Here is an 18831-nt window from a genome sequence, read left to right as displayed (position 1 = left end):
GCGAGATCCAAACGACGGACCCTAGCCCGCGGCGTCGGCCGAGAGGGGCGGGCAGGTGCCGCCGGGGGAGGTGAGGAGTTCGAAGTGCCACATCTCGTTGGCGTACACCTGGCACAGGCCGTAGTCCGCCCCGTGCTGGACGAGCCAGTCGGCCGCGTCGGTGGGGCCGATGTCGATGGCCTTGCCCCGGACGTGCATCGACTTCTCGGGGGTGCTGACGAGTTGCCTGGCCGCCCGGAGGCTCCCGTGCTCCTCGACCGCCACGTCCAGCAGCCGCTGCTGGTGGGCGCGGCTGCGCCAGCCCGATGTGACACGGAAGGTGATCCCCGCGCCCTTCGCGTCGGCGTCCGCCTTCCGTACGGCCTTCAGGAGTGCCGGATCGAGGCGTGAGACGGCGGAGTAGTGGGTGTCGTAGGGAGTGACGGTGCGGTCGTCGGGGATGTCGCCGTCGTCCTCGGCGCCGGTGTGCGGCATGTTCCGCGTGTTCTGCGTGGAGCCTGTCGGCCGCTGTGCCGGTCCGGCGTCCGCCACGGAGGGCGAGGACGTGAGCGCGGTGTGCATGGCCGTACCGCCCGTCACCAGGAGGACCAGCAGCGCACCGGCCCCGCCGACCAGCCAGGAGCGGTGCCGGCGATGTCCGGGCTCGGGCCCGGCGGTGGAACCGGCCGTGTGCTGAGTCTCGTCGCGGAAAATGCGCTGCATGGTGCCCTCCGGGATGTCTGGGAATGCCACCAGTGCAGCAGAGGCGGTGTTTCGGGGCCGTCTCGGATTTCCGATACGCCGGCGATATGCCCGCGGGAGTTCCATGAGGGGGTGGCAGGCCCCGCAGTACGCTGAAACGGCCCGCGGCGGGCGGACTAACACGAGAAGGGAAGGGCCGTATGCGTGTTCTGGTGGTCGAGGACGAGTTGTACCTCGCCGAGGCGGTTCGCGCGGGACTGCGGCTTGAGGCGATCGCCTCGGACATCGTCGGGGACGGCGATTCCGCCCTGGAACGGCTGGACGTCAACGAATACGACGTGGTGGTCCTGGACCGCGACATCCCCGGCACCCACGGGGACGACGTGTGCCGTCTCATCGTCGAGCGGCAGCTGGGGTGCCCGGTGCTGATGCTGACCGCGGCCCGCCGCCTCCAGGAGAAGGTCGACGGCTTCGCGCTGGGCGCCGACGATTACCTCACGAAGCCTTTCGAATTGCGGGAACTTGTCGTGCGTATCCGCTCACTCGCCCGTCGAACTCGGGTCGGCAGACAGCCCGTTCTCGAATACGCGGGAATTCGTCTGGACCCGTTCCGGCGAGAGGTGTTCCGTTCGGGACGCCATATATCCGTCACCCGCAAGCAGTTCGCCGTTCTGGAAATCCTGCTGACCGCCAGGGGCGGAGTCGTCAGCGCGGAGACCCTGCTGGAACGTGCCTGGGACGAGAACGCCGACCCCTTCACCAACGCGGTGCGCATCACCATCTCGACGCTGCGCAAGCGCCTCGGTGATCCGCGGGCCATCCTCACGGTGCCGGGGGTCGGCTACCGCCTCGACGACGTGGACCCGGCGCGATGAGCGGCACGGCGCATCGCCCGGCCCCGTTTCCCGCCGCCCCCTTCGTGCCTCAGGCGCCCGCGGCCCGCACCTGGCGCCCGACGGCGCGGTGGCGGCTCACCCTCACGTACGCCCTGTTCCTGGTCGTGGCCGGGGCCTGCACCCTGACGATCATCTATCTCGCCCTGCGCTTCATCCCCAGCTACCCGCTGACCGCCGCGAACCCCAGGGAGTCGCCGGTCGTCGCCACTCGCGGGCAGATCCTGGACACGCTGTTGCGGGCGTCGGGATACGCCCTGCTGCTCCTCGCGGTCATCGGTCTGACGGGCGGCTGGCTGATCGCGGGCCGGGTGCTGAGTCCCCTGCGGGCGATCACCCGGGCGGCGAACCGGGCGGCGGAGGGCTCGCTGGAACACCGCATCGCCCTGCCCGGCAGGCGCGACGAGTTCACCGACCTGTCGGACGCCTTCGACCATATGCTCGGGCGCTTGCAGCAGTCCTTCGAGTCCCAGCAGCGCTTCGCGGCGAACGCATCGCACGAGTTGCGCACCCCGCTCGCCATCACCCACACGATGCTCGACGTGGCCGCGGCCGATCCTGACGGCCAGGACTACCGTCAACTCGTCTCCCGGCTGCGGGAGACCAACAGACGCGGCATTGAAATCGTCGACGCGCTGCTGGAGTTGGCGACGCTCGGCCACGTCCGGCCGGACACCGAACCGGTGGACCTGGCCGACACGACGGCCGAGGCCGTCGCCCTCGTCGCCGAGGAGGCCGGCACCCACGGCATCGCCGTGCACAGCCGGTACGGCCCCGCCCCGGTCAGCGGAAACCCCGTACTCCTGCGCCAGATGACGGTCAACCTGCTCCAGAACGCCCTGCGGCACAACCTCACCACCGGCGGGTCGGTCACCGTGACGGTGGGGGTCGATCCCGACGACCGGGGCCGCTTCCTGCTGACCATCAGCAACACGGGCCCGGTCCTGCCCGGGTCCATCGGCTCGTTCACGGAGCCGTTCCTGCGGGGCGAGGGCCGTACCGCCGCCTCAGGCTCGGAACGGCGGGGGCACGGCCTGGGGCTCTCGATCGTCGCGAGCATCGTGAGTGTGCACGAGGGCGAACTCCACCTGGCCGCCAATCCCGAGGGCGGTCTGACCGCGAGGGTGTCGCTGCCGGCGCGGGCTGGTCGGTGACCGATTGCCGGTGACCGCTCGTCCGCGCGTGCTTCGGTCCTCCGTGTGAGCCTCAGCCCTTCCCGACCCGCCCCCGCCGGCGTCGCCACGCCCCCGCCAGCTGCCCCGCGACGTAGCACGTCGCGATCGTCGAGAGCGAGGCGCGGAGCCAGCCGATGTCCGGGGACCACCAGGCGTACGCCGTCACCGGTGTGAACAGCAGCAGGGCCGTGATGCGCAGGGCCCACCAGCGGCGCCGGCGGGGGAGCGGTGGGCGGCCCGCCGGGTCGCCGGAGAGGGTGTCGAGGATGCCCGCCAGGAAGCCGCGGCGGGCCAGGATCTGGGCGTCGGGGAGGGTGGTGAGGATTTCGTCGCGGGTGCCGAACCCCGGCGGGATCGGCGGGAGTCCGAGCGCCGCGACCAGGGCCGACTGGCGGCGGGCCGGGGCGTCGGAGCCGCGGAGCAGGTTGGTGAGCGGGCGGGTGTCCTTGACGCCGTACGCCTCCGCGAGTGCGGCCGCCGTGGCCGTGACCGTCGCGTGGTCCGGGACCGGCGCCGCCGGGTCCCAGTTGTGGTCGGCGACCTTCTTGCCCCCCTGGAGCAGCGTGAAGCCCCAGCGGTCGCCCGTCCGGCGCAGGATCAGGGCCGGCCACGGTTCGCCGGTGGTGATGTTGTCGGCCGCCGACGTGAGCCGGTCCTCGCCGAGGAGCGTGGCGCGGACGCCCGGATCGGGGTCGGCGGCGAGTTCGACGTACGAGGACCTTCCGGGCGCCGGGGCTATCCGCAGCGGGACGCCGCACATCAGCGCCGCGTCCACGACGGCGTGCGGCGGGGCCGCGACCAGCGCCAGACAGTACGGGACGGAAGGGGAGGAGGGGGAGACGGCGGAAGGGCCGGCCTGCGACTCGTACGGCTTCGGACGGGAGAAGAACGGCACCCGCGCCGCCACCTGCATCCGCACGCCCGCCCGGAAGTCCAGGAACTCCCCCCGCGCGTCCCCGAGATACGCCCACGGGTACTCCGTCGCGTGCACCCCCACCGCCCGGAACTGTTCCAGCGCCTCCCCGTGCCGGTCCGCCAGGATCAGCATCAGCGCCAGGTGATTGCGGACCCCGGCCACCTCCGGGTCGTCATGGGGGTACGCGTCCGACAGCTCCTGCGCGCGCCTCAGCGCCGCGTGGATCCGGGACCGGTCGATCGGGCCGCCGCCCTCCGACGGGGCGCCGTCGGCCACCACGTCGTACTCGACGGCCGCCAGCAGCGGCAGCGCGTTGAGCTTCGAGCCCGGCAGGGCCTCGGCCGCCGCGCGCTCGGCGAAGTCGAACATCTCCTCGTGCGAGCCGTACCACTTGTCGCACAGGTACTGGAGCGCCGAGAGATGGCAGCCGTAGTGGTGCGGCGCGCGGGCGGTGGCCTCCGCCCAGTACGCGTCGAAGACCGCGCGCGGCGCCTGGCTGCCGCGCGCGTGGGTGAGCGCGACCTGCCACGGCACGGGGTCGGTGGGATTCAGCTCGGTCGCCGCGCTGATCACCGGGACCGCGTCGTCGAGCAGGGCGAAGAACGCCCGGAACTGGTCGGGCGAGACGTCGCTCGCGCGGGCGCCCGTCCGTATCTCCCACGCCTGCTGGACGCGGTGCTCCGCCTTCACCAGCAGGGCGTCGGGATCCCGCGGCGACTCGGCGAGCCACGCGTCCAGCCAGCCCGGGCTGTGCAGCGCGCTCTCGGCCAGCCGGGGTACGTATCCGCCGCGCCTTTCCCACTCGGCGCCGAGGCGGGTGGCCGCGAGCAGGTCCCTGGCCGGGGCGTGATCACCCGCGTACGCGGCGGTGAGCGCGGTCCGCAGCTCCGGCGTCGGCGGGTCGAGGACGACGGACGCGTCGGGGGGCAGATGCGCGCCGACGGCCGCGCCGTGGCGGAGCATCCGCGGCAGGGTGATCAAGGTGCGCAGCGTCGCGGTCATCGTCACGGTCATCCATTGAAGGCTGTGGGAGGTGGCCGCCACCAGAGGCTTTCGGTGACAAAGCCGTATCGCATGGAGTAGCGGCACCGGGCGGTCGCCCCAGGTCGGGGGCGGTCGGCCCAGCTTCGTGGATGTCTCCCGCGAGCGCTCCCGGGACCTCGCGACCGCCCGCCGTAGGCTGCCGGACATGTGTGGAATCGTGGGTTATGTCGGTGGACAGTCGGCGCTCGACGTGGTCATCGCCGGTCTCAAGCGGCTCGAATACCGGGGGTACGACTCGGCCGGTGTCGCGGTGCTCGCCGATGGCCAGGTGGCCTCGGCGAAGAAGGCGGGCAAGCTCGTCAATCTGGAGAAGGCGCTGGTGGAGAGGCCGTTGCCGAGCGGCACCACCGGTATCGGCCACACCCGGTGGGCCACGCACGGCGGCCCGACCGACATCAACGCCCATCCGCACATCGACAACGCGGGCCGTGTCGCCGTCGTGCACAACGGGATCATCGAGAACTTCGCCGCCCTGCGCACCGAGCTGACCGACCGCGGGCACGACATGTCGTCCGAGACCGACACCGAGGTCGTGGCGCATCTGCTCGCGGAGGCGTTCTCGTCCCGCGGTGATCTCGCCGAGTCGATGCGGCAGGTGTGCGGGCGGCTGGAGGGCGCGTTCACGCTGGTCGCCGTGCACGCGGACGAGCCGGACGTCGTCGTCGGCGCCCGCCGCAACTCGCCGCTCGTGGTGGGCGTGGGCGACGGCGAGTTCTTCCTCGCCTCCGATGTCGCCGCGTTCATCGCCCATACGCGCTCCGCGATCGAGCTGGGCCAGGACCAGGTGGTGGAGCTGCGCCGGGACGGCGTGCGGGTGACCGACTTCGACGGCGCGGACGCCGACGTGCGCGAGTACCACATCGACTGGGACGCGTCGGCCGCCGAGAAGGGCGGCTACGACTACTTCATGCTCAAGGAGATCGCCGAGCAGCCGAAGGCCGTCGCCGACACCCTCCTCGGCCGCATCAACGCCGAGGGCTCGCTGACGCTGGACGAGGTACGCATCCCGCCCCGTGTGCTGCGCGCGGCCGACAAGGTCGTCATCGTGGCGTGCGGGACCGCCTTCCACGCCGGGCTGATCGCGAAGTACGCCATCGAGCACTGGACCCGTATCCCCTGCGAGGTGGAGCTGGCGAGCGAGTTCCGCTACCGGGACCCGATCCTGAACACCCGCACCCTCGTCATCGCGATCTCCCAGTCCGGCGAGACGATGGACACACTGATGGCACTGCGGCACGCGCGCGACCAGGGCGCCACGGTCCTCGCCATCTGCAACACCAACGGCTCGACCATCCCGAGGGAGTCGGACGCCGTCCTCTACACGCACGCGGGACCCGAGGTCGCGGTCGCGTCGACGAAGGCGTTCCTGACGCAGCTCGTGGCCTGCTATCTGGTCGCCCTGTATCTGGGGCAGCTGCGCGGCACGAAGTACGGCGACGAGATCCGGGCCGTCATCCGCGAACTGTCGCGCATCTCCCACGAGGTCGAGCGCGTGCTGGAGACGATGGAACCGGTACGGGAGCTGGCGCGCTCACTCGCCGACAAGCGGACGGTGCTCTTCCTGGGGCGGCACGTCGGCCACCCCGTGGCCCTGGAAGGCGCGCTGAAGCTGAAGGAACTGGCGTACATGCACGCCGAGGGCTTCGCGGCCGGTGAGCTGAAGCACGGTCCGATCGCGCTGATCGAGGAGGACCTGCCGGTGGTGGTCGTCGTACCGTCGCCGCGCGGGCGTTCGGTGCTGCACGACAAGATCGTGTCCAACATCCAGGAGATCCGGGCGCGGGGGGCGCGGACGATCGTCATCGCGGAGGAGGGGGACGACGCGGTGGTGCCGTACGCGGACCATCTCATCCGGATCCCGGTCACGCCGACGCTCCTTCAGCCGCTGGTCTCGACGGTGCCGTTGCAGGTCTTCGCGTGCGAACTGGCGACCGCCCGCGGCAACGAGGTGGACCAGCCGCGAAACTTGGCGAAGTCCGTGACGGTGGAGTGAGCCACCGGGAGTGAGACACGGTGGAGTGAGAGGCAGGACCGCAGTGATCATCGGGGTGGGGATCGACGTGGCGGAGATCGAACGCTTCGCGGCGTCACTGGAGCGCACGCCGGCCATGGCCGACCGGCTCTTCTCGGAACGGGAGTTGCTGCTGCCCAGCGGGGAACGGCGCGGCGTCGCCTCGCTGGCCGCGCGCTTCGCGGCCAAGGAGGCGCTGGCCAAGGCGCTGGGCGCGCCGGCCGGGCTGCACTGGACGGACGCCGAGGTGTACGTCGAGGAGACCGGCCAGCCGCGGCTGCGGGTACGGGGCACGGTGGCCGCGCGCGCGGCGGAACTGGGCGTACGGACCTGGCATGTGTCGCTCAGCCATGACGCGGGGATCGCGTCGGCGGTGGTGATCGCGGAGGGGTGAGCCGGTGTCCGGTGCGGCAGACTCGATGCCATGCGTATCGCGTACAGCGTGGAGACCGTACGGACCGCCGAACGGGAGCTGATGGACCGGCTCCCCGACGGCGCACTCATGCGGCGGGCGGCGGCCGGGCTGGCCGCCGTCTGCGTGGATCTGCTGCGGCGCCGGGGCCGGGTGTACGGGTCCCGGGTCGTCCTGCTCGTCGGCAGCGGCGACAACGGCGGCGACGCCCTGTACGCCGGGGCCGCTCTCGCGCGGCGCGGGGCCGGGGTCGCGGCGGTGCTGCTGGCCCCCGAACGGGCGCACGCGGGCGGACTCGCGGCGCTGCTGGGCTCGGGCGGACGATCCCTCGACAATTCGTCCGACCCGTTCGACGTACTGGCCGCCGCCGATCTCGTCGTGGACGGCATCACCGGCATCGGCGGCCGCGGCGGACTGCGGCCCGACGCGGTGCCGGTGGCGAGGGCCGCGCGGGGCTCCGGCGCGGTGGTGGTGGCCGTCGATCTGCCGAGCGGGGTCGAGGCGGACAGCGGTGAGGTGGTGGGAGAGGCGCTTCGGGCGGACGCGACGGTGACGTTCGGAACGTACAAGCCGGGCCATCTGATCGACCCGGCGCGGGAGTACGCGGGCGCGACGCGGCTCGTCGACATCGGGCTCGGCTCGGTGCTGCCGTCGGTGCCGGAGCTGGAGGCGCTCCAACACGCGGACGTGGCACGGCTGTTGCCGGTGCCGACGGGGGAGAGCGACAAGTACCGGCGGGGTGTCGTGGGTGTCGTCGCCGGCTCGGCGCGCTACCCCGGGGCGGCGGTGCTCGCGGTGGCGGGCGCACTGCACGGGGGCGCGGGCGCGGTGCGGTACGTGGGGCCCGCCGGGGACGCGGTGATCGCCCGCTTCCCCGAGACCCTGGTCCACGCGGGGCCGCCGGCGAAGGCGGGGCGCGTCCAGGCGTGGGTGGTCGGGCCCGGCCTCGGGGACGAGCCGGGCGTACGGGACGCCCTTGCCTCCGACGTACCGGTCCTGGTCGACGCGGACGGCCTGCGCGGTCTGGACGCCGGCGCCGTACGGGCGCGTACGGCCCCGACGCTGCTCACCCCGCACGCGGGGGAGGCGGCGGCGCTGCTGGGAGTGCCGCGCGGCGAGGTGGAGGCGGGCCGGCTGGCGGCGGTACGGGAACTGACGGCGCGGTACGGCGCGACCGTACTGCTCAAGGGCTCCACCACCCTGGTCGCCTCCCCGGACCTCTCGGACCCGGTCCGCGTCAACCCGACCGGCACCCCCTGGCTGGCGACGGCGGGCAGCGGCGACGTCCTCTCGGGCCTGACGGGGTCTCTGCTGGCGTCGGGCCTGCCGGCGCGGGACGCGGGCTCGGTGGGCGCGTATCTCCACGGCCTGGCGGCCCGGACGGCGGCGCGGGGGGCGCCGGTGAGCGCGGAGGATGTGGCGGCGGGGCTGCGGGGAGCCTGGCGGGACGTGGTGTCGGGGGAGTGAGGCCGGCCGCCATCGCCTTCCTCACCATCGGCGGACCGGCCCAGGGCCGGACAGGGCCGGACACGCCCTAGACCTTGTCGAGCCAGATCACTATCCCGGTCAGGTCGTTGAGCACGGCCGCGACGCCGGCCCTGATGGCCGCCGCGCAGCGCTCGGCGGTGAACGAGGCGGGGTCGTACGCCGATGACGCGCCGAGCCCCTCGCCGCGGAACGAGGCGCCGGACCAGTCGACCGCCGTGACGTTGCCGGTGGGCTCGGCCAGCTCCGCCCCCACCACGAGGAACGGCTGCGAGAGGTGGTTGGGGGTGACCATCGCGAGGGGGTCGATGAGGTCGTTGCCCGCGCTGACGATGAGGTCGGGTCGCATCTCCATGGCCTCGGTGATGCTGGGTATGAAGTCGTGGGGGTTGTCCGCGACGACCGTTCTGAGGTCGACGTGCTCCTCCTCGCCCCACTTCTCGACCGCCGTCACCAGGGCCCTGGTCGGGCGGTCGTCACCCGTGGTGAGCAGCACCACGCGGTAGTCCTCCGACGGGTGGACGCCGTCCCAGGAGCCGGGCCGGGGCGTCGCGGTCGCCTCCGGAGCCAGTGACGGGGAGGGGACGAATCCCCCGCCGAGAGTGCCGACGGCGGTGGGCTCGGGGTGCGGTTGGGACCAGTCGTCGCCGGAGCTGCATCCGGTGACCAGCGCGGCGGTCGCGGCCAGCGCGGCGACGGCCCGAAGCGGGAAGCGCAAGGCGATCTTCCTCCGAGATGTGAGGGACGTGGTGGTGCACGGTTCGCCTACATCCTGCTATCCCGTCTTCTGACTGCTTCATCAGTAGGTGTCGTCATCGCGCTTGTTTTTCCGGTATTCGCCGACCGGCCGGTCCGTGTTCACCCATGACGTCCACCGTGCACTGGCAACCTGAAGGAGCCAGTCACATGTCACGACACGTCCGCCGCACCCTCGTCGGGATCACCGCCGCGGTGATCGCTCTTCTGAGCCTCGGCCCGTCGGCGCAGGCCCACGGATTCACCTCGACCGTCTACGCCGACGTCACCTCGGGCGAAGAGGGCCATATACGCACGGCATTGAAGCTTGAGTACGACCTCTTCGTCGTGTCCGCCGCCGACACCGAGGGGGACGATCCCCTCTTCCGTACCGGGAACGCCGCGTTCGAGGACGGTGACACCGCCGCGCAGGCCGCGGCGCTCAACACGCACGCGAAGTCGGCTCTCTCGTACGTCACCGAGCGCTTCTCGGTCACCTCGGGCGGCGCCGCCTGCACCCCGGCCCGGGTCGGGGACTTCACGATGGGCCGGCAGGAGGGCGTGCCGTACGCCGGTCTGCTGCTCGACTGGACCTGTCCGGGGGAGGGCGGCGACCGCGAGGTGCGCAGCGAGCTCTTCCCCGACGCGGAGACCTTTGTCACCGGCACCAAGACGATCGTCACCTACGAGATCGACGGCCGGTCGGGCAGCGCCGCGCTCGACGCCGGTCATCCGTCGTTCTCCGTGGGGCAGTCGTGGTACGAGCGGTTCTGGGAGTTCTTCCGCCTGGGCGCCGAGCATCTGCTGGGCGGGATCGACCACATCCTGTTCCTGCTGGCCCTCATCGCCGGGTCCCGGCGGCTGCGCGAGATCGTGCTCGCGGCGACCAGTTTCACCCTGGCGCACTCGGTGACGTTCATGCTCGCCGCGCTCGGTCTGGTCGATGTGCCGTCGAGGGTCGTGGAGCCGGTCATCGCTCTGTCGATCGCCGTGGTGGCCGGCTGGTACCTCTGGCGGATCCGGCGGCGCGGCGATCACGCGGGTGAACTCGACCTGGGCCCCGGCGCGATACCCGGCTCCGGCGGGCCGGCCGCAGGCGGTCGCCTCGGCCTGGACCGGGCCGGCCGGCTCCGTCTCGCGGTGGTGTTCTGCTTCGGCCTCGTGCACGGGTTGGGCTTCGCGGGGGCGCTGGGCATCGACGAGGCGTTCTCGTGGACCCTGCTCTGGTCGCTCCTGGTGTTCAACGTCGGTATCGAAGCCGTGCAGTTGGCGATCATCGCCCTGGTGTTCCCGCTGCTGGCCGTGCTCCGGCACCGTGCGCCGAGGGCCGCTCTCCGGGCGACCGGCGCCATCTCCGCGGGTGTGTGCGTCATGGGGTTGATCTGGTTCGCACAACGGCTGTTCGGACTCTGACGTCGCAGGTGAGGGCGTCCGCGCGGGTTCTGTGGAAAGTCCAGAAGTACCCGGAAGTCCATAAGTTCAGCTGGTGCGAAGGTCGTGGTCGTTTCCGGTTCACCAACGACCGCCAAGTTATCGATGCCCAATACATCCACCCATGTGGGTAAAAGGAACGTAAACAAATGACAATCAGACCTTCTGCGCGGGCCCCCCGGCCCGCGCGACGCCGCGTGGCCACCGGGGCCGCAGCGGCAGTCCTGGGCTTGGCCGTCGCCTTCGGCGGCGGCATGGTGTCCCCCGCGGGCGCCGCCGAGCCCACGACGCTCACCGGCATCATCCTCGGCGTCGGCGCCAACGAGTCCCAGCGCACGGTGTCGTGGTACTCCTCCGCCGACACCGCGCAAAAGCTCCAGGTCGCCCCGACCGCGGAGCTGGCCGACGGTGAATTCCCGGCCGGCGCCGCCACCTTCGACGCCATCGGCGGGGCGAACATCGCCACGAGCGGCGGCTTCAACCGGCACGCCACGATCACCGGCCTGAAGGAGCAGACGCAGTACTCGTACCGCGTCGGCACCGACGGCGACTGGTCGAAGGCGTACGCCTTCAAGACGCAGGACTTCGAGGGCGACTACGACTTCCTGTTCTACGGTGACCCGCAGATCGGCGCGTCCGGCGATCTGGCGAAGGACCAGGCCGGCTGGCAGGACACCGTGGACGTCTCACTGGCGGCCAACCCGAACGCAGAACTCCTGGTGTCGGGCGGTGACCAGGTCGAGAGCGCCAACAACGAGGCGCAGTGGAACTCCTTCCTGGCACCCGACAAGCTGCGCCAGTACCCCTGGGCCGCCACCATCGGCAACCACGACGTGGGCGGCAAGGCGTACGAGCAGCACTTCTCCACCCCGAACACGGACCGCTCGGGGCCGCTGTACTCCAACGGCAACCCGGCGTCCAACACCTCCGGCGGTGACTACTGGTACATCTACAAGGATGTGCTGTTCATCGACCTCAACAGCAACAGCTACGCCACCGCCCAGGGTGGCGGCGGCGACGCTGCGCACCTCGCCTACGTCACCGACGTCATCAACAAGCACGGTGCCGAGGCCAAGTGGAAGGTGCTCACCTACCACCACGCCATCTACTCGCCGGCCTCCCACGCCAAGGACGGCGACAACAAGATCCGCCGTACGGACTTCCCGACCGCGTTCTCCAAGCTCGGCGTCGACCTGGTGCTCCAGGGCCACGACCACAGCTACTCGCGCAGCTACCTGATCAAGAACGGCGAGAAGGCGGACCCGGCCGAGCAGCCCGGTGCCTCCGACGTGTACGCCGGTCCCGGCGGTGTCCTGTACGTGACGGGCAACTCCGCCTCGGGCTCGAAGTACTACGACATCACCAAGCCGGACAGCAGTGGCACGAGCGGCGCCGGCAACGGCCCGGACCCGCTGAACCCGGACGGCTACTGGTACAACTCCGTCCAGAACCAGGAGCACGTCCGCACCTACGTCAAGGTCCAGGTGCGCAACGACAAGCTCGTCGTCGAGAACGTCCGCAGCGGCACCTGTGCCGCTCCGAACGCGGACGTCGAGACAGGCAATTGGTGCAACAACACGACCGAGGGCCAGCCGGTCGGCTCGCTCGTCGACAAGGTCACGGTGCACCCGTTCCACGGTGACGGCCAGGACCTCCAGGTCGACGTACCCGACGTCGCGCCCGGCGAGTTCGGCTGGACCATTGACGGCTACAACGGCCTGGTGGACCTCGGTACCGCCAAGGAGACCGGTGGCACCCACTTCGAGGCGGCGGGCAAGATCAACCCGATCGCCGTCTCGGACAGCCGCCGTTCGCTCGCTCCCTGGTCGATCTCGGCCAACGTGACCGACTTCAAGGACGCCGCCAAGACGTTCTCCGGCTCCTACCTCGGCTGGACGCCGCGCGTGCTCGTGAACGGCGCGGGGTCGAAGGCGGGCGCGAAGGTTGCCTCCGGCTACGACGACCAGGGTGACGGTCTCTCCGTCTCGCGCGGCCTCGGTTCGGCCGAGCAGGGCCACGCCCGGGGTACCGCCAAGCTGGGCGCCGACCTGGGTCTGAAGATCCCGGACAGCGTCGACAAGGGTGGCTACCGCGCCACTCTCACGATCACTGCCCTGAGCAGCTGATCCGACCCGCTCCACTGGCGGGGCAGGCGCCTTCGGGTGGTCTGCCCCGCCTCCCGTTCCAGAGGAAACCCACCATGCTCACGCCCGCAACGCGCCTCAAGCCCGGCGTCAGGACCGGCGCCGGGACCGGCGTCACCGCCCTTGTCCGTGTCGTCGCTCTCCCCCTGCTCATGGCCTTCGCGATCGCCGGCCTGTGCGCCGGACCCGCGCAGGCGGCCGACGGCGACGTCACCTGGACGGTCCGGACGGCCGCGAACGGGTACGGCGACGACCGGCCCAGCTACAACTACACCGTCAGCCCCGGCGGCCAGGTCAAGGACGCCATGGTCGTCGCCAACCGCAGCAGGTCCCCGCTCGAACTCACCGTGTACGCCGCCGACGGATTCACCACCGACACGGGCCAACTCGACCTGCTCACCCGGGACACGAAGTCCGTCGGCATCGGCGCCTGGGCCCGGGCCGGCCGCGACAGCGTCGTGATCAAGCCCGGCAAGTCCGCCGAGATCCCCTTCACGGTCGGCGTCCCGGGCAATGCCACGCCCGGCGACTACGTGGGTGGCATTCTCACCTCCCTGAAGCAGGCCGACGACGCCGAGGGCATCAACGTCGACCGGCGCCTCGGTATCCGGGTCAAGCTGCGGGTCGGCGGCGAACTGAAGCCGAAGCTCGCGGTCGAGAACCTCCATGTGGACTACGCCGGTTCGGCCAACCCGTTCGCCGAGGGCGACGCCACCGTCACGTACACGATCCACAACACGGGCAACGCGCTGCTGTCGGGCCGGCAGAAAGTGTCGGTCTCCGGTCCGTTCGGATGGCTGCGGGCACAGGCGGGCGACATCGCCCCGCCGCCCGAACTGCTTCCGGGCGAGAGCTGGAAGATGAAGGTGCCGGTGCACGGGGTGACACCCGGAGTCAGCCTGACCGCGAAGGCGACCCTCACGCCCGTGCTCACCGAGGCATCGGGCTCCACCGCCTCCCTCAAACCGGTCGAGGCCACCGCGCACGGCTGGGCCGTCCCGTGGACGCTGTTGCTGCTGGTCGTCGTGTTGCTCGTGGCCGTCGTGGTCGCGTTCGTCCTCACCCGCCGCTCCCGCGCCCGCCGCAAGGCACGTGAGGACGCCCGCGTACAGAACGCCGTCGAACAGGCGCTGCGCGACAAGGAGCGGACGGCACCCTAGGCGGTACGTTCGCCGGGCGACCTATCAGGGAGGGGACCTCGTGGCCGACTTTCTCGCCGTACTCACCACGACCGACGCCGAGGACAAAGCGCGGAACCTCGCCGCGACCGCGGTGGAGAAGCGTCTTGCCGCCTGCGCGCAGATCGACGGGCCGGTCACAAGCGTCTACCGGTGGGAGGGCCGCGTCGCGACCGAAACCGAGTGGCGCGTGCTCTACAAGACCACAGCCGCCCGGTACGACGAACTCGCCGCTCACATCAAGAGCGTGCACGACTACGACACCCCCGAGATCGTCGTGACGCCGATCACCGGGGGCAGCGACGAGTACCTCTCCTGGCTGAGGTCGGAGACGAACACCCGGGCGCCCTCTCCAGGGTGACCGCGGGGCTTCGTGTTCCGGGGGGCGCGGGCGGCTCTGAGAGACTGTCGGGGATGACCGGAACCGTACCCACCTCGACCCTTCGCGCCCGCGCCGAGATCGATCTCGGCGCTCTCCGGGGCAACGTCCGCGCCCTGCGGGCACGTCTCGCGCCCGGCGCGGGCCTCATGGCCGTCGTGAAGTCCGACGCCTACGGGCACGGCGCGCTGCCCTGCGCGCGGGCCGCACTCGACGCCGGGGCGAGCTGGCTCGGTACCGCGACGCCGCACGAGGCGCTCGCCCTGCGCGCCGCCGGGATCCGGGCTCCCGTCCTCTGCTGGCTGTGGACCCCCGGCGACCCCTGGCGGGAGGCCATCGAGGCCGGCCTCGACATGTCCGTGAGCGGGATGTGGGCGCTGCGCGAGGTGACCGACGCCGCGCGCGCGGCCGGGCGGACCGCGCGGATCCAGCTCAAGGCCGACACCGGGCTCGGCCGCAACGGGTGCCAGCCCGCCGACTGGCCCGAACTCGTCGCCGCCGCCCGCGCCGCCGAGGTCGCCGGCACCGTCCGCGTCACTGGTCTGTGGTCGCACTTCGCCCGTGCGGACGAGCCCGGCGACTCCTCGATCACCGCGCAGCTCGACGTGTTCCACGAGCTGGTCGCGTACGCGGAGAAGGCCGGTGTCGAGCCCGAGGTCCGGCACATCGCGAACTCCGCGGCCGCCCTCACCCTCCCCGACTCGCACTTCGATCTCGTACGGACCGGCATCGCCGTCTACGGCATCTCGCCCAGCACCGAGCTCGGCACCTCCGCGGAGCTCGGCCTGCGGCCCGTCATGACCCTCGCCGCGTCCGTGGCGCTGGTGAAGCGCGTACCGGAGGGGCACGGCGTCAGTTACGGCCACCGGTACCACACACCCGCCGAGACGACCCTCGGCCTGATCCCCCTCGGCTACGCGGACGGCGTCCCGCGCCACGCGTCCGGCCGGGGCCCCGTACTCGTCGGTGGGAAGGTGCGGCGGGTGGCGGGGCGGGTCGCCATGGACCAGTTCGTCGTGGACCTCGGTACCGGCCCGGACGCCGACGCCGTCCAGGAGGGCGCGCCCGCCGTCCTCTTCGGGCCCGGCGACCGGGGCGAGCCGACCGCCGCCGACTGGGCGGAGGCCGCCGGCACCATCGCGTACGAGATCGTGACCCGTATCGGTCCCCGTGTTCCCCGCGTCCATGTGAATGGGCAGGAAGGGCATGAGGACGGGGCCGCCGGAGACCGGGACGGCGCGGGACATCGAGAAGCGGGAGCGGGACGTTGAGCGAGAGCAACGCGGGGGAGATCGCGGGGGACATGGTGTCGGCCGCCGCCGACGCCGCCAAGGCCGCGACCGCCGGCGGCACCTGGCGACTGGCCGGCATCGCCGGTACGGCGATAGGCGTGATCGCCGCCGGGGCCGCGGCCGGCGTCGCGATCGAGCGGATGACGGTCGGCCGCGGCATGCGCAAGAAGGCGCGGCTGGCGCTCGACTCGACGGGACCGTACGGCTCCCTGCGCGGCACTCCCGGCACGGCGCTCGCCGACGACGGGACCGAGCTGTACTTCGAGGTCGACGACGTCGACCCCGAGTCCGGGGCCGGCACCCCGCGCCGCCGCAGACTCTTCGGCCGCAAGGCCCCGGCACCCGTCACCGTCGTCTTCAGCCACGGCTACTGCCTCAACCAGGACTCCTGGCACTTCCAGCGGGCAGCCCTGCGCGGTCTCGTGCGGACCGTCTTCTGGGACCAGCGCAGCCACGGCCGCTCCGCCCGGGGCACGGCCCAGCAGGGGCCGGACGGTGTCCCCGTCTCGATCGACCAGCTCGGCCGCGACCTCAGGGCGGTCATCGACGAGGCGGCGCCCGAGGGCCCGCTCGTCCTCGTCGGCCACTCCATGGGCGGCATGACGATGATGGCCCTCGCGAGCAACTTCCCCGAGTTCATACAGGACCGCGTCGTCGGCGCCGCGTTCGTCGGCTCCTCCAGCGGCAAGCTCGGCGAGGTCAGCTTCGGGCTCCCGGTGGCGGGGGTGAACGCCGTACGCCGTGTACTGCCCGGCGTTCTGAAGGCCCTCGGCTCGCAGACCGAACTGGTCGAGCGCGGGCGGCGCGCCACCGCCGATCTCTTCGCGGGACTGATCAAGCGCTACTCGTTCAGCTCCAAGGACGTGGACCCGGCCGTCGCGCGGTTCGCCGAGCGGCTGATCGAGGGGACGCCGATCGACGTGGTGGCGGAGTTCTACCCGGCTTTCACCGAGCACGACGAGTCGGCCGCGCTGCCGGTCTTCATGGAGGTCCCGGTGCTGGTGCTGGCCGGTGACCGCGATCTCATCACGCCCAGCTCGCACAGCGAGGCCATGGCGGACCTGCTGCCGGACTCCGAGCTGGTGATCGTGCCGGACGCCGGCCATCTGGTGATGCTGGAGCATCCGGAGGTCGTCACGGACCGGCTCGCCGACCTGCTGGTACGGGCGGGTGCCGTGCCGGCAACCACTAACGTGGGTTCGTATGGAAGCACCGCACAGCCCGGCAGCTGAGTCCGGCGCCGTACGCCCCGCCCCCTCGGTCACCGCGCGATTCACCGTCGACTCACCCGAACGGATGAGCGAGCTGGGCCGGGGGCTCGCCGCCCTGCTGCGCCCCGGCGATCTGGTCATGCTCACCGGTGAACTCGGCGCCGGCAAGACGACGTTGACCCGTGGCCTGGGCGCCGGCCTCGGCGTGCGCGGCGCGGTCACGTCCCCGACATTCGTCATCGCCCGGGTGCACCCCTCCCTCACCGCGGGCCCGCCCCTCGTCCATGTGGACGCCTACCGGCTCGGCGGCGGTCTGGACGAGATGGAGGACCTGGACCTCGACGTGTCGCTGCCGGAGTCGGTGGTGGTCGTGGAGTGGGGCGACGGGAAGGTCGAGGAACTGTCGGAGGACCGGCTGCACGTGGTGATCGACCGTGCCGTGGGGGCGGGGCCCGGGGCCGGTGCGGACCCGCTCGCCGCGACGGAGCACGACCAGCGCGTGGTCACCCTCACCGGGATCGGCACGCGCTGGTCGGACGTGGACCTCACCGCGATCAGCGCGTGAACAGGTCCGTCGTTCCGTCACCCGTCACCGCTGCCCCGCTCGACCCTCCGCGGTCCGAAGAAACCCGCAGGACTCGGCATCCGAGACCCCAGCCCTCGACGGTTTCTTGACGAGGTCGAAGACGCAGCGGTCGGACGGGCGCTGCTTGGCCTTGTCCACGACGGCGAACGACCGGAACGTGGTCGTACGGTCGTACGTGCCGCCGCCATCGGCGTACGGACGCTTCTCGTGCGTCCCGTGACAGGCGTTGGACCGGGCGTCGAAGAGGAGTGTGCTGTCACCCAGCCGCGGATCGCCCGGCCGCGTGATGCCGACGCTCTTGCGCCCCAGGGACCATCACGCCGTTCGTCTTCCGGATGCCGGGCACCTTCGCCAGCGCCTCGAAGGCGGCGGGCCGAAGCCCTTCGGGCATCAGCGGTGCCCACGGGGACACCGAGCGCCTCGGCGGCCGCCGCGTAGTCCAGACCGCCCCAGACGCACAGGGCCAGCACCTCCCGGTCCGCACGTGAGAGCCGCTCCAGTGCCGTACGGACGGCGGCGATCCGCCGCCGGTCGTCCACCCGTCCCGCGATGTCGTCGGCGATGTCGGGCAGCGCGCGCGGCACGGGCATCCGTGCCATCAACTCCCGGTGCCGCCGGGCGCCCCGGCGTCTTCGGTGCACCACGTGCACGGCTGTCCCGTAGAGCCAGGGCAGCAGGCTCCCGCCTTCGGGATCGACCTTGTGCCGCAGGCGCCAGGCTTCGAGGTACACCAGTGAGGTGCAGTCCTCGGGGACCGACCAGTCCCCGGTCAGCCGGAAGCAGTGGTTGTACACGGGGCGGCCGTGTTCATGGAACAGCGTGGCGAATGCCCGCTCGTCGCCCGCCCGGACGCGGGCGCGGAATCCAGGGTCCATGTCTCGTTCCGCCAACCGTTGGCCCTGGGGTTCCCTGTGAGCCGGGTCACGTGGGCCGCGTCGATTCCGACGCGATGTCGGTAAACTGTTGCCTACGCCGTGCGGCCGTGGTCACATGGTGTACGAGACTTGGTTAGGTCTACCTAACCAACCTGCCCCCGGAGCCTCAGGAGGCATCCATGCCGGCAACAGAGAGCACCGGAGCGCGACCGTCGCAGCCGACGATCCCGTCCCCGGACCCGTCGTCCGTGTCGATGAGCGATCTGCTGGCATCGTGCGCGGCGGCCAGTGCTGTGTCGACGCCTCCGACCGGGTCCGGGGCGGACGAGGACGACGAAGCGGCGTAGTCGAGCGAGGAGCCGGTACCGCGTTTGCGGGACCGG

17 protein-coding genes are annotated in these 18831 nt (G+C 71.6%); 13 read left to right on the top strand and 4 right to left on the bottom strand.

Translation table 11 applies throughout. The features are described 5' to 3' along the window. Window positions 1–21: 21 nt before the first annotated feature. Window positions 22–732: a M15 family metallopeptidase gene (locus IEY79_RS13230; RefSeq protein WP_229700844.1), complete on the bottom strand. Its 711-nt coding sequence runs from the start codon at window positions 730–732 to the stop codon at window positions 22–24. A 149-nt stretch (window positions 733–881) separates the two neighbouring features. Here IEY79_RS13230 and IEY79_RS13225 point away from each other — a divergent pair, with 149 nt between their 5' ends. Together IEY79_RS13225 and IEY79_RS13220 are read left to right on the top strand one after the other, a co-directional pair. Beyond that, window positions 882–1556 carry a response regulator transcription factor gene (locus IEY79_RS13225; RefSeq protein WP_189107633.1) on the top strand — a complete coding sequence of 225 codons (675 nt, stop codon included), beginning with the start codon at window positions 882–884 and terminating at the stop codon, window positions 1554–1556. Next, window positions 1553–2728, top strand: coding sequence for a sensor histidine kinase (locus IEY79_RS13220; RefSeq protein WP_189107632.1), 1176 nt, complete (start codon window positions 1553–1555; stop codon window positions 2726–2728). The genes IEY79_RS13225 and IEY79_RS13220 overlap by 4 nt, the downstream gene beginning before the upstream one ends. A gap of 52 nt (window positions 2729–2780) precedes the next feature. Here the strand turns inward: IEY79_RS13220 and IEY79_RS13215 are convergent, their stop codons facing one another. Next, the gene (locus IEY79_RS13215; protein WP_229700843.1) at window positions 2781–4679 is read right to left on the bottom strand and encodes a hypothetical protein; all 1899 of its coding nucleotides are present in this window, start codon (window positions 4677–4679) and stop codon (window positions 2781–2783) included. Between the two features lie 175 nt (window positions 4680–4854). On the opposite strand from IEY79_RS13215, the gene glmS reads away from it, so the two are divergent. Genes glmS through IEY79_RS13200 form a run of 3 tightly spaced genes read left to right on the top strand, consistent with a single transcriptional unit; the run spans window position 4855 to window position 8599 of the window. Continuing rightward, window positions 4855–6702, top strand: a complete 1848-nt coding sequence (glmS, locus tag IEY79_RS13210; protein WP_189107631.1) for a glutamine--fructose-6-phosphate transaminase (isomerizing) — start codon at window positions 4855–4857, stop codon at window positions 6700–6702. A gap of 43 nt (window positions 6703–6745) precedes the next feature. Next, window positions 6746–7114: a holo-ACP synthase gene (locus tag IEY79_RS13205; RefSeq protein WP_189107817.1), complete on the top strand. Its 369-nt coding sequence runs from the start codon at window positions 6746–6748 to the stop codon at window positions 7112–7114. Window positions 7115–7144: 30 nt separating this feature from the next. Next, on the top strand, window positions 7145–8599 hold the full coding sequence (locus IEY79_RS13200; protein WP_189107630.1) for an NAD(P)H-hydrate dehydratase: 1455 nt from the start codon (window positions 7145–7147) through the stop codon (window positions 8597–8599). A gap of 67 nt (window positions 8600–8666) precedes the next feature. Here the strand turns inward: IEY79_RS13200 and IEY79_RS13195 are convergent, their stop codons facing one another. Further along, window positions 8667–9335, bottom strand: a complete 669-nt coding sequence (locus IEY79_RS13195; protein WP_189107629.1) for a type 1 periplasmic-binding domain-containing protein — start codon at window positions 9333–9335, stop codon at window positions 8667–8669. Window positions 9336–9523: 188 nt separating this feature from the next. Here IEY79_RS13195 and IEY79_RS13190 point away from each other — a divergent pair, with 188 nt between their 5' ends. The 7 genes from IEY79_RS13190 (at window position 9524) to tsaE (ending at window position 17552) form a co-directional block, all read left to right on the top strand. Next, complete coding sequence (locus IEY79_RS13190; RefSeq protein ID WP_189107628.1) at window positions 9524–10765, top strand: HupE/UreJ family protein; 1242 nt, start codon at window positions 9524–9526, stop codon at window positions 10763–10765. Between the two features lie 167 nt (window positions 10766–10932). Then, window positions 10933–12909: a purple acid phosphatase family protein gene (locus tag IEY79_RS13185; RefSeq protein ID WP_189107627.1), complete on the top strand. Its 1977-nt coding sequence runs from the start codon at window positions 10933–10935 to the stop codon at window positions 12907–12909. Window positions 12910–12983: 74 nt separating this feature from the next. After that, window positions 12984–14087 carry a COG1470 family protein gene (locus IEY79_RS13180; RefSeq protein WP_308426667.1) on the top strand — a complete coding sequence of 368 codons (1104 nt, stop codon included), beginning with the start codon at window positions 12984–12986 and terminating at the stop codon, window positions 14085–14087. A 40-nt stretch (window positions 14088–14127) separates the two neighbouring features. Further along, entirely contained in the window at window positions 14128–14466 is a 339-nt protein-coding gene (cutA, locus tag IEY79_RS13175; protein WP_189107626.1) for a divalent-cation tolerance protein CutA, read from the top strand. 53 nt (window positions 14467–14519) lie between these two features. Next, on the top strand, window positions 14520–15755 hold the full coding sequence (gene alr / locus IEY79_RS13170) for an alanine racemase (protein WP_189107625.1): 1236 nt from the start codon (window positions 14520–14522) through the stop codon (window positions 15753–15755). Beyond that, on the top strand, window positions 15752–17008 hold the full coding sequence (locus IEY79_RS13165; RefSeq protein WP_189107624.1) for an alpha/beta fold hydrolase: 1257 nt from the start codon (window positions 15752–15754) through the stop codon (window positions 17006–17008). Before alr ends, IEY79_RS13165 begins: the two co-directional genes overlap by 4 nt. Next, on the top strand, window positions 16980–17552 hold the full coding sequence (tsaE, locus tag IEY79_RS13160; RefSeq protein ID WP_189107623.1) for a tRNA (adenosine(37)-N6)-threonylcarbamoyltransferase complex ATPase subunit type 1 TsaE: 573 nt from the start codon (window positions 16980–16982) through the stop codon (window positions 17550–17552). The genes IEY79_RS13165 and tsaE overlap by 29 nt, the downstream gene beginning before the upstream one ends. Before the next feature lie 17 nt (window positions 17553–17569). Here tsaE and IEY79_RS13155 read toward each other — a convergent pair whose 3' ends face one another. Beyond that, window positions 17570–18448: an RNA polymerase sigma factor gene (locus IEY79_RS13155; RefSeq protein WP_189107622.1), complete on the bottom strand. Its 879-nt coding sequence runs from the start codon at window positions 18446–18448 to the stop codon at window positions 17570–17572. 179 nt (window positions 18449–18627) lie between these two features. Between IEY79_RS13155 and IEY79_RS13150 the strand changes: the two genes are divergently transcribed. Beyond that, window positions 18628–18795, top strand: a complete 168-nt coding sequence (locus IEY79_RS13150) for a hypothetical protein (RefSeq protein ID WP_189107621.1) — start codon at window positions 18628–18630, stop codon at window positions 18793–18795. Window positions 18796–18831 lie beyond the last annotated feature (36 nt).

The organism is Streptomyces camponoticapitis (assembly GCF_014646115.1).
Classification (GTDB): Bacteria; Actinomycetota; Actinomycetes; order Streptomycetales; family Streptomycetaceae; genus Streptomyces; species Streptomyces camponoticapitis.
This window is presented reverse-complemented; position numbering and strand designations above follow the sequence as displayed.

Bases quoted from the DNA above. Each gene is read 5' to 3' on its own strand.
- IEY79_RS13225 (WP_189107633.1), top strand. From the start codon at position 882: ATGCGTGTTCTGGTGGTCGAGGACGAGTTGTACCTCGCCGAGGCGGTT.
- IEY79_RS13220 (WP_189107632.1), top strand. From the start codon at position 1,553: ATGAGCGGCACGGCGCATCGCCCGGCCCCGTTTCCCGCCGCCCCCTTC.
- IEY79_RS13215 (WP_229700843.1), bottom strand. From the start codon at position 4,679: ATGACCGTGACGATGACCGCGACGCTGCGCACCTTGATCACCCTGCCG.
- glmS (WP_189107631.1), top strand. From the start codon at position 4,855: ATGTGTGGAATCGTGGGTTATGTCGGTGGACAGTCGGCGCTCGACGTG.
- IEY79_RS13200 (WP_189107630.1), top strand. From the start codon at position 7,145: ATGCGTATCGCGTACAGCGTGGAGACCGTACGGACCGCCGAACGGGAG.
- IEY79_RS13190 (WP_189107628.1), top strand. From the start codon at position 9,524: ATGTCACGACACGTCCGCCGCACCCTCGTCGGGATCACCGCCGCGGTG.
- IEY79_RS13185 (WP_189107627.1), top strand. From the start codon at position 10,933: ATGACAATCAGACCTTCTGCGCGGGCCCCCCGGCCCGCGCGACGCCGC.
- IEY79_RS13180 (WP_308426667.1), top strand. From the start codon at position 12,984: ATGCTCACGCCCGCAACGCGCCTCAAGCCCGGCGTCAGGACCGGCGCC.
- alr (WP_189107625.1), top strand. From the start codon at position 14,520: ATGACCGGAACCGTACCCACCTCGACCCTTCGCGCCCGCGCCGAGATC.
- tsaE (WP_189107623.1), top strand. From the start codon at position 16,980: ATGGAAGCACCGCACAGCCCGGCAGCTGAGTCCGGCGCCGTACGCCCC.
- IEY79_RS13155 (WP_189107622.1), bottom strand. From the start codon at position 18,448: ATGGACCCTGGATTCCGCGCCCGCGTCCGGGCGGGCGACGAGCGGGCA.
- IEY79_RS13150 (WP_189107621.1), top strand. From the start codon at position 18,628: ATGCCGGCAACAGAGAGCACCGGAGCGCGACCGTCGCAGCCGACGATC.